Raw genomic sequence first — 11,911 nt, forward strand, 5'->3', positions numbered from 1 at the left:
GCCACCGGCCGATACTCGGCGGCAGAGCCGCGACGGACGCCAGCAGAATGCCCGAATCCAGCGCCGACGAGTACAGGACCACATGTTGGTCCGCCTCGGTCAGGAGCGGGATCTAGCCTGCAAACAGAGGCAGCGGCGCCCCGGTAACACCTGCGGCTACTGAGAACAGAGCCCCCGCCAAAGGTTCCTCTCCATCTGCAAGCCCCTGCCTTGAAGTCGTAATGAAAAGGGTCCGCAGATCCTCCCCGCCGAAAGCACATGCCGTTACCTGGCTTGCAGGTACGTCGATGCGCTCACTCAGCCGGCCGTCGGCGTCGTACCGAACCACGGCTGACCCGCCATATAAAGCTGTCCAGATGCCGCCGTCGGAATCGATTGCCATTCCATCGGGCGCGCCGAGCGCCGGGTCGACGAGCGCGAAGGTGCGCCGGCCGCTGAACGTTCCCGTCTCGAGGTCGTAGTCCAGGGCGTCAATTCGCTGGGTCGGGGTGTCGCTATAGAAAGCAGTATCGCCTGCCGCGTTCCAGTGCAGGCCGTTTGAGGTCGAAACGCTGCTGAGCACGGTGGACACCGAATGGTCGGGAGCCAGCGAGTACAGGGTGCCCGCACCGAACTGCCCCTCCCACCCCATAGATCCGCAGAGGAAGCGCCCGCGGGGATCACACCCGCCGTCGTTCATGCGCACGGAGGGGTCAGTGAACGCCACCGGACCGGTGTCGATACGCGAGAACGATGAATCGGCGAACACGAACCCCTTCTCCACACCGACCACGTATCCGCCGGAGTCCCTTCCGCGCACCACGGCGGCAACCGCGGGATCAACGGAATGGCGCGTCAGCTTGCCGTCGCGGGCGTGCACCAAAACATCGCCCTCGAGCATGTCCACGCAGAGCAGGGAGCCGATCCGCGAATCCCAGTACGGCCCCTCCCCGTGATGCGTGCACACGTCGGTGAGCTGTTCTGCTTTCATGCTTGTTCTCCTTCGAGGGTCAGCCATTCGCTGGAAGTTCGAGCTGGTCGGAGAGACTGATGCACTCGTTGGTCTGTTCGATCGCCGACACCGGACCACCCAGCTCCACCAGCACTGTGCTCGAGGCCACCTCATCCGGGTTGAAGAGCACCTCCACGGCCGGATCGCGCCCGTATGTGGTGGCTGTCCATGCGGTCTCACCCTCCTGCAACACCCAGTCGACGTCGTTGACGGAGACACAGGGATCGGTGGTGGGACCTGGAACTTCCACGCCACAGCGCAGGACCACCTTCGATGGATCACCCCAAGCCGACGTCGCCTGGCTGTTTGTCTCGCGCTGTCCGTTCTCCGCCACCTGGGGCGGCAGCGCAACCATCACTTCGGCACAGGCGGCGTTGGCGGCATCGACCGCTGGTTCGACGTTGACCACGGGTGCGCAGGCGGTTGTCGCGAGAAGCAGCACCGCGAGAGGAGCGCACAGGCGCGTGATCCGGTGGGGGGTGGGCATGATTCCAGACTAGTAGGTAGCACTGGCGACACGCTCCGCGGCTGACCCCGTTACCAAAGGTACAGAAGTAAACTTGAGTGAACGCGGCTTCCGCGCAACGATCGGCAGTCCACGAGAGAGCGAACATGCAGCGAGAGTCAGCAGCCAGGCGTACGGCGTCGGTAGTCCTTGCGGGAATTCTGCTCGTCACGGCCGGAGCAGCCTCCGGAGCGGCCACCGCCGCAGCTGCCGAGCACGGGGACGAGCCGCACACCGAAACGACCTTCGGCGTTCCAGCTCCGCCTGTTCCGGCTCCTGATCCCTCGCCGGAGATCGACCCGGCTACCGGCTTCGGAATGGACCGCCGCACCAGCTACCTCATCCACCCGCCGACCGGTCACCTGATCGAAGCGAGCACCGGGTACCTCCTGCTGCCCGACAGCCTTATCTACACTGGTTTCCGGTACGATTCGGCGAACGGCGAAGTGATCGACCTGGCGAATGACGCAGCTCCGCCCGCCGAGCCAGTCGGGGAGGCGCCGTCAGAGCCGTCAGTGGAGCCTTCAGCGGAGCCGGCAGTACCTCCCACAGCCACTACCCGGCCCTCGACACCGGCCACAGCGGCAACGATTACGCCGAGCCTGAGCAGTGCCACACCCGCTTCGGCTGAAACGTCTGCTGGAACGACGGAGGCTGCATCGGTATCCACGAGTGTTCTATCGGAAGCACTCGAGGCCGACCAGTCCACCGCGGTATCGCCGTTGGTCTGGGTCATTGCGGCAGCGCTCTTGATCGGTGCTGCGGCAACGATCGCGGTGGCGGCACAACGGCGTCGCGCCGGGAAGCACTAGGCACGAGGGCGTCGCATCGGTCTTGCCGTTGGCGAGGCCCTATTCAGCGCTTGCGCTCCGGAACTGAGGAAGCCCAGGGTGGGAATCGCACAGTTGTCTCCCAGCCACGTCGGCTTCGTTCAGGAAGCGGCTGTCCGGGGAAAGCACGTTTTGGGTGCCCTGCGGGAGGCAGCATGGGTGATTCGCGCAGAAAAGCAAGTACTTGCTACTGTTTTTCTTCCCGTTGATTGACCATACGCTTAGCGCTGTGCTTCGCTACGTGTGTCAGCGGGCTGTCAGGTGGAGCCGGGCCACCATACCGCACTAGCTACCGGCCTTGAGCGAAGGATGAGACAATGGCGCCGCAGAAGCCACTAAAGGCCCCACGAATGACGCATGTCGCTGTCGTCGCACTTGCTGCGTTGATCAGCGTCGGGTCTGTTGCCACACCGGCTTATGCAAATCTTCAGGAAGATGTCGAAAGCGAAGCGCCACGGGGCGGACAACAAGGCCCGGGCAGGGACATGGAATTTACGGAGTCCCCCGCACCCGAAACTGAGTCACCTGCACCGTCGGCGCCTGCACCGTCGGCTCCTGCAACGGCGCCTCCACCTTCGACCGAACCAACGCCGACTGAACCGACTCCGACCGTCGGCCCCAGCCCCACACCGACCGAAGTCGTGACAGAAGCACCCGTCGAGCCGGAACCTACCACCGAGGAGCCCACGCCACCCCCGCCCGAACCCGCGCCCGTCGAAGTGCCCGTCGAAACCATTCCCCTCCCACCACCACCGCCGCTACCGGCACCGGCACCAGCACCAGTAATGCCCGCTCCGGTGGTACGCGTGCCGCAGCCTGCGCCGGTAGTGGTGCCGCAGAATTTACTTCCTGCGCCGGACCCGATCGTCGAGCCACCCATGGCACTGCCAGAGCCGACCGAGTCGAAACCTGCACTCGGAACCCTCTTCGATCAGCCCCTGTTCGCAAGTCAGCCGGGGTTGTCCAACCAGGTGGTGCCGCAGGCAACGGCTGAGGCCCAGGCCGGGCAGGTGCAGGCGCAGCCGATGGAACTTGAACAGGCGTCCGGTCTCACCCGGGGAACGCAGTTGATCATCCTGGCCGCGGGCCTCATGCTGGCCAGCGCTGCTGCAGTGATTGGGGTTTCGATGGCGCGGCGGCGGGGACACTAGGGCATCGAGATGTAAGCGGTTTTCCGTGCCCACGCGCTGATCCAGGGGCACTGCACGGAATGTCACCACCACGCCGTACGGTGGACAAATGCCCCTCACCGTCGGAGACCTCAGCGAATCCGAGTTGCTCAAACGCATCTTCCCGCGGCTCCCGTGGGCCGCGACCACTCTCGTGGGCCCCGGGGACGACGCCGCCGTCGTCGCTGCCCCCGACGGGCGGACTGTCCTTTCCATCGATACCCTCGTGCAGGACAAGGACTTCCGGCTGACGAGGCCCAACGGATTCCTGACTACCGGCTACGACGTCGGCTGGAAGTCCGCCGCCCAGAATTTGAGCGATATCAACGCGATGGGCGGCAGGGCGACCGCGATGGTCGTGAGCCTGACACTGCCTCCCCGAACGCCTGTTGAATGGGTCGAGTCGCTCGCCGACGGATTAGCGGCCGCCTGTGAGCACCTCGGCGCGGAGGGCTGCGGCGTCGTCGGCGGAGATCTCGGCGGTGGTACCGAGGTGATCGTGACTGCCGCAGTCACCGGAACTCTCAGCGGCAGGGCGCCGGTGCTGCGCTCAGGCGCGAAGGCCGGCGACGTCGTCGCACTTGCCGGGACGGTAGGGCGGGCCGCTGCGGGGCTTGACCTGCTGGAAACGGTCGAGGACCTTGAGACGATCAGGGAGGACGAGCTCGTGCTGATAGGCATCCAGTGCCGCCCCGAGCCGCCACTTGGAGCAGGGCCTGCGGCCGCCGAGGCCGGCGCGACTGCGATGCTTGACGTCTCCGACGGCCTCGTCCGGGATGCCCGCCGGATCGCCGAGGCCAGTGGCGTGGCGATCGACCTCGATCCTGAAGCCCTCCGACCCTTCGCCGCCCCGCTGCTGGAGGCAGCCCAACTGCTTCAGGCGGATCCACTCTCCTGGGTGCTGGGTGGCGGTGAGGACCATGGGCTGCTGGCGACGTTTGGCCGAACTGTTACCCTCCCGAACGGATTTACTGCGATAGGCTCAGTATTGGCAGGGACGCCTCGCGTGACGTATGGGTCACAGGCTCCGGCGTCCAGTGGATGGGATCACTTTGCACACTAAAATCACCGCAAACGCAGCAGCGATGAAGCGATGGTTGAGCAAGGCGGAAGAGTCCCTCGGCAACCACAGCGACCGCCTCAATGCGATCAACATCTTCCCTGTAGCCGACGGCGACACCGGCACCAACCTTTACCTCACCATGTGCGCAGCTTCCCGTGCTGCCCAGGAGGTTCACAGCGCCGATCTGGGAGAGCTCCTCGCCGTCGCGGGCCGCGCCGCCATGGAGGATGCCCGCGGCAACTCCGGGACGCTTTTTGCTGTCTTCCTCGCGGCAGTCGCCGAGCCGCTGCACGGCAGCAGCCGTCTTACCTCACGGCTGCTGGCCTCAGCGCTCCACCGTGCGCAGATCCGCAGCTGGTCGGCACTCAGCGACCCGGTGCCCGGCACGATGCTTTCGGTCCTGGAAGCAGCTGCCAGGGGAGCGGGGGAGACCGCGGGTGCCCCCGAGAGCGATGACAGCAACCAGTCCCTGGCAAAGACGCTCCAGGCAGCAGTGGAGTATGCCCTCGAAGCTGTTGTCCGGACAGAAAGCCAGCTGGGCGCTCTCACGGAGGCGAAGATCGTCGATGCCGGAGGCGTGGGTTTCCTGCTGATCATGGATGCCCTGCGCGCGTCTTCACTGGGCGAAGAGTTGCAGGATGAGCTGCTGGACGGACTGCACGGGTACGACATCCAGGCTCCCCATATCCACAATGGCGGCGATCCGGACGGCGTCGAGATCATGTGCACCATCGTCCTGAGCCCGCTCGACGCCGCGACCCTGCGACTGCACCTCGATGAACTGGGTGACTCCGTGATCATGAGTGCCGTGACAGAGGTTCCGGAAGGCTACCGCTGGCGGGTCCACGTGCATGTTCCGGATCCGGAGCCCGCGCTTCGACTCATCCACGAGGCGGGGGAGCCGGTCAACATCACGGTGACCCAGCTGGCCCCGCGCCTGCCCGAGGTGGAGTCCGTAGGGGCAGGATCGTCAGGTTCGGAAGGGTCCGGCGACCAGCGCCATGGCTGACAGCGCGGTGTCCAGCAGGTCGACGTCGGAGCTCGACGCACCGCTTCAACGGCATCTGGGGCCGCTGGCCAGCCTGTTGGCCAAGCATCTGGACCTGTACACGGTGGGCCAGCTGCTCAACCACTTTCCGCGCAACTACCTGAAGCGCGGTGAGCTGACACCCATTGCCGAGGTGCCCGTGGATGAGGAGGTCACCCTGATTGCGCGGGTGCAGTCGGCCAATGCGCGGAGGATGCGCACGCGCAGGGGCATGCTGCTGGAGGTGATCATCACGGACGACGCCGCCGGCCGGATCGGCCAGATGAACCTCACCTATTTCAACGGCTACCGCGCGGAGCGGGATCTCCTTCCAGGGGTGCGTGCCATGTTCTCCGGCAAGGTCACGGTGTACCGGGGGAGGCTCACGCTTACCAATCCGAAGTACGCGCTCCTTGACGACGACGACAACCCCGAGGACGTCAACAAGCCCCTTCCCGTCTACCCTGCCGCGGACAAGGTCAGCAGTGATCAGATAGCCCTTGCTGTCGGAACCATCCTCGACACCCTCGACGAGGATCAGCTGATCGACCCCGTCCCGGAGTCGGTAGCCCGCCGGGACAAACTGATGAGCCTCGGACAAGCCTACGAACTTGTCCACCGTCCCGCCGTCGTGGAGGACGCCTTCCGCGCGCAGCACCGCTTCCGGTACCAGGAGGCGTTCGTGCTCCAGGCCGCGCTCGCCCGCCGTCGGGCACTGACCGCTCGCGAGGAGGCGACGGTGCGGTCGCCGCGGTCCGGCGGGTTACTGGAGCAGTTCGACGCACGGCTTCCCTTCACCCTGACGAACGGGCAGCGCCAGATCGGCGACGTCCTGGCCGCCGACCTGGCGGAGGACCACCCCATGAACCGCCTGCTTCAGGGCGAAGTGGGCTCCGGTAAAACGCTCGTGGCGCTCCGGGCGATGCTGCAGGTGATCGACGCCGGGGGACAGGCCGCCCTGCTCGCACCGACCGAGGTGCTGGCAGTCCAGCACCACCAGTCGCTCACGCGCACGCTCGGTCCCCTGGCCGAGGGCGGAATGCTGGGAGGCGCGGTGGACGGCACGCGTGTGGTGCTCCTCACCGGCTCCATGAACACGGCGCAGCGCAAGAAGGCGCTGCTCGAGGCCGCCTCGGGCGACGCCGGGATCGTCATCGGAACCCACGCCCTGTTGTCCGAGAACGTCCGTTTCTTCGACCTGGGCCTGATCGTCGTGGACGAACAGCACCGGTTCGGTGTCGAGCAGCGTGACCTGCTCCGCTCGAAAGCCGCCGCCTCGCCCCACGTACTGGTGATGACCGCAACGCCGATTCCGCGGACCGTCGCCATGACGGTCTTCGGCGACCTCGAAATCTCGACGCTCGCCGAGCTCCCGGCGGGCAGATCCCCGATCAGCACTCACGAAGTGGGGCTGGCCGAGCATCCGGCCTGGATCGAACGGGTGTGGTCACGGGCGCGGGAGGAGATCGACGCCGGTCGGCAGGTGTACGTGGTCTGTCCGAAGATCGGTGACGACGCCGGGGCGGGGGAGGACGGCGCCGCGCTTGAGCTGTACCAGCCCGACGTCCAGGCGCCACCCTCGAAGCAGGAGTTGACGAGTGTCCTCGAGCTGTACGGTTCCCTCCCGGAGGTACCGCAACTGGAGTCCGTGACGGCCGGAATGCTGCATGGGCGCATGGACCCGGCAGAGAAAGCATTGGTGATGAGCCAGTTCAACGACGGCGAGATCCAGCTCCTCGTGGCCACCACGGTGATCGAGGTGGGCGTCGATGTTCCGAACGCCACGCTGATGGTCATCATGGACGCCGACCGGTTCGGCATCTCCCAGCTGCACCAGTTGCGCGGGCGGGTAGGCCGCGGCGGGCACGCGGGCACCTGCCTGCTCGTCACAGGCCTAGACGCCAATCACCCGAGCAGGGAGCGGCTTGCAGCCGTCGCCTCCACCACCGACGGATTCGAGTTGTCCCAGAAGGACCTCGAGCTGCGCCGTGAGGGCAACATCCTCGGGGCCTCGCAGTCCGGAGGACGCTCGGCGCTGCGCTTCCTGAAAATCACGCAGCACGGCAAGATCATCGAAAAGGCGCGCAGCGACGCACAGCAGATCGTGGCGGCAGATCCGGAACTCAGCGGTTATCCAGGGCTGGTCAAGGCCATCGACCTGTACCTGAACCCCGAGAAGGAAGCGTTCCTGGAACGCGGCTGACCGCGGTGGCAGCCGACTCCGCCCCGATACAGTGGAAGGATGACGCGCATCATTGCCGGGGCCGCCGGCGGTACAACCCTGACAAGTGTTCCGGGATCAGGCACTCGGCCGACCACGGACCGCGTCAAGGAAGCTTTGTTCTCCCGGCTCGAGGCCTACAACGTGGTGCACGGTGCGCACGTTCTGGACCTTTTTGCCGGTTCGGGCTCACTCGGAACCGAGAGCGCCAGCAGGGGAGCGGCCACCGTGGACCTGGTGGAATCGGCGGACAGGGCGGCCGCCGTGGCGCAGAAGAACGCGGACGCCGTCAACAAGGTCCTCGGATGGACCGCCGCCCGGGCACACCGTGCCAAGGTGGAAACTTACCTCACCCGGGCGGCCGAGGATCTTACATGGGACCTCGTCTTCCTTGATCCGCCCTATGACTTCGGAGAGACGGCGCTGATCGAGATCCTGGCTGACCTCGTTGTGCACCTCGCCCCGGGGGCCGTCGTCGTGCTTGAACGATCCTCACGTTCCGCCGAACCGCACTGGCCTGAGGGGCTGGAGCGGTTCGGCGAAAAGAAATACGGTGAGACGCGGCTGTGGTTCGCCGAGCCGTCGGCTGACTCGGCACATTGATCCGCTCGGCGCCGACGCACCGGACGAGCTGACCTCGGAGGTGAATTGGCGCCTCAAGCGGGCCAACCCTCGAGATGGGTGGACCCGCGCGGTGCAATAGCGCCTCGGGCTGGAGAGGGCGACCTGCGCTATGCGCGGCGGGTACGGACGAGCGCCATAACGCCCGCGGCGAGACCGAGCAGGCCGGCGACCAGCCCGGCCCAGCCTGCCGCATTCGACCCGTCCGCAGCGGTGGACACGGCCGGTTCGGAATCGACGGTCCCGGCACCGGCCTCGCGCGAGGTCTCCTCGCCGGCCTCTTTGCCGGAGGCAGCTGCTGCGGCTCCATGTCCGCCTTCTCCCTCTGCCGCCGCCGTGGTGGTGAACGCCGGGGCGGGGCTCTCCGGTTCCTCCCCGCCTTCCACCGAGGGCTCATCCCAGGCGCGTACGGAGCCGTCCGTGTAGGACTGCACGGCGGGAAGGGTGACGATGGTCCCCGCTTCGGGCAGCCGCCCCACGGAAATTGCGAACGTCTGGTACTCCTGCTGCGAGATCTCTGCTCCCGCGTCCGCGGTCCAGACCACAGACAGCGGCGCTGTGGTGACGGTGGCGCCGTCGGCCGTGGTGATGGGCTCGGGCAGTTCGCCCGACACCACCTCGGCGGTCCACCCTTCGATCGGCTTGACTCGCACCGACGTGAACGGTGCTGCGGTGGGAAGCTGGACCTCGAGCTTGTTGGTTCCTGCCGTCTCCGACTCGTTGGGCACGCTGAAGGTGAGCTGCGAGTAACCGTCCTCCGTCGTGGATGCCGGTGCCACTGAAACATGGGCCGATGCCGCACCGGCGCCGAGGGCCAGCAGGCCGGCCGTAGCGAAGCCGACAGCGCAGGTTGAAAGGGCGCGGCGGGCTGGGGAAGGAGTGTTCATGGGACTGCCTTTCTGGGTGCGCTTCAGCACGTGGGGCCGAGCGCGCGGAGGATGGGTGGGTACGGACGACGCCCGCAGCACACCCGACCTTCAGGTCGGCAGCGGCCGCAGGCGGGGCCTCTGCGGCGGCCCGCGCAGAGCGGGCACTGCCGCATAGCGCAGGGGAAGGGGGGTGAACACCGAGCGCGACACCGGCCTGGCGCGAGGAACGGGAACGACGACGGCGCTCGTCACTTTCTGGGTCAGCGGCCTCAGCCACGCTCCCAGCAGTTCCAACGCAGCTTCGCTGTGCGTCAGCACAAGGACCAGGACGCCGGTAGCGAGGAGGTGGGCACCGAGCATGAGAAGCGCGGCGGTGGCCTCATAGGTATGCGCCGGGACGGCCACGGATGATTGACAGCTGATGGATGCTGCGGCGTAATGGCCTGCATGAACCGGGCCGCTGGAGCACACGGCTACAGTGGAGAAAGCGCTCAACCCCTCGTGGAGGGCCAGCTGTCCTCCACCCAGAAGGGCGGCAAGGGAGGTCATCGGGCGGCGCCGTCCGGAAAGCGCGGTTACCGGAAGTAGGAGCAGCGCGCCCATCAGCAGGAGCACGGGAAGTGCGGGAAGGCTGCCGCCGGCCAGCACGTGGGATCCAATACCGAGGCTCAGGATCAGGGAAGCAGCAGCTGTGCTTCGGAAGAGATGTGGGAGGCCCGGAGCGAACACGGAACCTCCTGATGCGAGTGACGGCGAGCGCCGGACCTGATGGACCAGGCCCTGACAGGTTACCGCCCGGAGGAAGATTTTCGAGGGTGACCGCAGGTTATTCGCGGTGTGCCGCTGATCGGATTGCCCGATGGGCTGACTGATTCTGCAGCTACATCCCGGTGGTTCGTGTTTCTGGACTGGCGAACATCGGAGCCGCTCCTTGACCCTGATGTCGTGCCCGTTCTTTCATGCGGAGGACTGTGTCCTCGCGGTCAGCGGCTTGCTGCCCGGCTTTCCGCAATCAGACCCGGATTCTGCATTCCGGCTGTTTCCTCATCCCTACGGTCAAGCTCTTCGGTAAGTTCGGCAAGACGTGCCTGCGTTTCAGGATCAGGCAGTCCGTATTCGATGTACTCGACGTCGATTTCGCGGTGGACCTTGCTGTTCAGGACTTCTACTTCGGTGATGTCGAGGTTGGGGAGATCTTCCGGAAACTCTTCATCCGGTGTCAGACGACTCGTTCTATTCATGGTTGAACCTTTTCACTCGACCCGTCATCGAGACCAATCTGCCGGCTTGCGCATGCATAAGGACCCCGATGGCAGCGGAGAGACCGCTTTTCCAATCAAACCATCCGAAAGTGTTTCGTGCCACCGTTCCGGTCGTAGTTCCGACGGCGGTGCGGCAGTCAGTCCCCTGACTGGAATGCTGCCAGTCCGGCCCCGGTCAGCACGGCCGCCGGATGCGGTCCGGCTTCGAGGAGCTGCTCCGTCCAGGCGGCGGGCCATTCCTTTTTCGTGGCAGCGAGGATGATGTTTCCGGGATGCTTTCCAGAGAGCAGGGTGCGGTCCGCCAGAGCGGCACCGCCACCGGCGACGCCCGAGAGGTTCCTGCTCTGATACCTGGCGAAAGCCAGGGGAGGGTCGTCGCCCACGTTCACCAGCACCACGCCGTCGGACGCTACTGTTCGCATCAGTTCGGCGTAGAACGCGGGATTCGCCAGGTGGGCAGGAGCATCGGCGCCTGCGAAGATGTCAAGCACGACGGCGTCGAAGCTGCCCGCGGCCATTGCGTTGGCTGCCGTTCGCGCATCGTCAAGCAGAAGCTCACACTGCGTCCCGGCCGCCAGCGGCATGTGCTGGAGGACGAAGTCCAGCAGCTCCCGTTCGTGCTCCACAGCGACCTGCGCAGAGCCTGGACGGGTTGCCTGGACATAACGGACCAGCGTCAGGGCGCCGGCGCCGAGGTGGAGGACCTTCAGCGGCTCGCCCGGCGGCCGCACGAGATCAAGCACATTCGCTATGCGGCGCAGGTACTCGTAGAACACCTGGTCGGGGGCGTGCAGGTTCACGTGGGATTGCTGCGCGCCGCCGATGCTGAGGATCAGGGCGCCCTCGATGAACGCGTCCTCATCGATCTCGGCCAGGGCCCCGGCCGCCGCCAGCCAGCGGGTGGGCACGGAGACAGGACTCACAGTTTCCGGCGCAGGGTCGACAGACGGGCAGCGGCATCCTCGAGCACGTCGAATCTTTTGCAGAAGGCGAACCGCAGCAGGGAGCGCGTCCGCACTGCGCCGTCGGCGTGGCAGAAGACCGGCACCGGGATGGCGGCAACGCCGACAAGCTCCGGGAGCTGCCGGGCAAAGGTGGTGGCGTCGGTGACGCCGATGGCGGAGGTGTCGGCCGTGAGGAAGTAGCCGCCCTGCGGCTGGTTGACGGTGAGGCCCGCGCTGAGCAGGCCTTCCGACAGCAGATCCCGTTTTCGCCGAAGGGTGTCCGCAATGGAGGTGAAGAATTCCGTGGGCAGTCCGAGGCCCAAGGCAACGGCTCCCTGGAACGGAGAGCCCGAGCTGTACGTGAGGAATGATTTCACGGTGCGCACGCGGGCCACGAGATCGGCGGGGC

13 protein-coding genes are annotated in these 11,911 nt (G+C 66.1%); 6 read left to right on the forward strand and 7 right to left on the reverse strand.

Annotated elements, in window-relative coordinates; all coding sequences use genetic code 11:
* Positions 1–112: 112 nt before the first annotated feature.
* Together Y704_RS0109760 and Y704_RS0109765 are read right to left on the reverse strand one after the other, a co-directional pair.
* A complete protein-coding gene (locus Y704_RS0109760) occupies positions 113–970 on the reverse strand; it encodes an SMP-30/gluconolactonase/LRE family protein (protein ID WP_026549984.1) in 858 nt (285 codons plus the stop codon).
* 19 nt (positions 971–989) lie between these two features.
* Positions 990–1,478, reverse strand: coding sequence for a DUF3515 family protein (locus tag Y704_RS0109765; RefSeq protein ID WP_026549985.1), 489 nt, complete (start codon positions 1,476–1,478; stop codon positions 990–992).
* Between the two features lie 125 nt (positions 1,479–1,603).
* On the opposite strand from Y704_RS0109765, the gene Y704_RS22735 reads away from it, so the two are divergent.
* The 6 genes from Y704_RS22735 (at position 1,604) to rsmD (ending at position 8,409) form a co-directional block, all read left to right on the forward strand.
* Entirely contained in the window at positions 1,604–2,308 is a 705-nt protein-coding gene (locus tag Y704_RS22735) for a RodZ family helix-turn-helix domain-containing protein (RefSeq protein ID WP_155850307.1), read from the forward strand.
* A gap of 896 nt (positions 2,309–3,204) precedes the next feature.
* Complete coding sequence (locus tag Y704_RS0109775) at positions 3,205–3,477, forward strand: hypothetical protein (protein ID WP_155850309.1); 273 nt, start codon at positions 3,205–3,207, stop codon at positions 3,475–3,477.
* A gap of 88 nt (positions 3,478–3,565) precedes the next feature.
* On the forward strand, positions 3,566–4,558 hold the full coding sequence (locus Y704_RS0109780) for a thiamine-phosphate kinase (RefSeq protein ID WP_026549988.1): 993 nt from the start codon (positions 3,566–3,568) through the stop codon (positions 4,556–4,558).
* A gap of 22 nt (positions 4,559–4,580) precedes the next feature.
* Positions 4,581–5,567 carry a DAK2 domain-containing protein gene (locus Y704_RS20290; protein WP_051476895.1) on the forward strand — a complete coding sequence of 329 codons (987 nt, stop codon included), beginning with the start codon at positions 4,581–4,583 and terminating at the stop codon, positions 5,565–5,567.
* Positions 5,560–7,788, forward strand: coding sequence for an ATP-dependent DNA helicase RecG (locus Y704_RS0109790; RefSeq protein WP_035772272.1), 2,229 nt, complete (start codon positions 5,560–5,562; stop codon positions 7,786–7,788). Before Y704_RS20290 ends, Y704_RS0109790 begins: the two co-directional genes overlap by 8 nt.
* 39 nt (positions 7,789–7,827) lie before the next feature.
* Complete coding sequence (rsmD, locus tag Y704_RS0109795; RefSeq protein ID WP_026549990.1) at positions 7,828–8,409, forward strand: 16S rRNA (guanine(966)-N(2))-methyltransferase RsmD; 582 nt, start codon at positions 7,828–7,830, stop codon at positions 8,407–8,409.
* A 128-nt stretch (positions 8,410–8,537) separates the two neighbouring features.
* Here the strand turns inward: rsmD and Y704_RS0109800 are convergent, their stop codons facing one another.
* From Y704_RS0109800 to Y704_RS20305, 5 genes are all read right to left on the reverse strand, one after another.
* Entirely contained in the window at positions 8,538–9,314 is a 777-nt protein-coding gene (locus Y704_RS0109800) for a YcnI family protein (RefSeq protein ID WP_026549991.1), read from the reverse strand.
* Between the two features lie 90 nt (positions 9,315–9,404).
* Positions 9,405–10,025, reverse strand: coding sequence for a hypothetical protein (locus Y704_RS20295; RefSeq protein ID WP_051476890.1), 621 nt, complete (start codon positions 10,023–10,025; stop codon positions 9,405–9,407).
* A gap of 254 nt (positions 10,026–10,279) precedes the next feature.
* Complete coding sequence (locus Y704_RS20300) at positions 10,280–10,537, reverse strand: hypothetical protein (protein ID WP_051476891.1); 258 nt, start codon at positions 10,535–10,537, stop codon at positions 10,280–10,282.
* A 158-nt stretch (positions 10,538–10,695) separates the two neighbouring features.
* Positions 10,696–11,481, reverse strand: coding sequence for a spermidine synthase (locus Y704_RS0109815; protein WP_026549992.1), 786 nt, complete (start codon positions 11,479–11,481; stop codon positions 10,696–10,698).
* The coding region (locus tag Y704_RS20305; protein ID WP_035772275.1) for an aminotransferase class I/II-fold pyridoxal phosphate-dependent enzyme at positions 11,478–11,911 on the reverse strand (434 nt) is incomplete at its 5' end. The genes Y704_RS0109815 and Y704_RS20305, both read right to left, overlap by 4 nt.

The sequence above is a fragment of the Arthrobacter sp. Br18 genome (genome assembly GCF_000520555.1).
Taxonomy (GTDB): domain Bacteria; phylum Actinomycetota; class Actinomycetes; order Actinomycetales; family Micrococcaceae; genus Arthrobacter_D.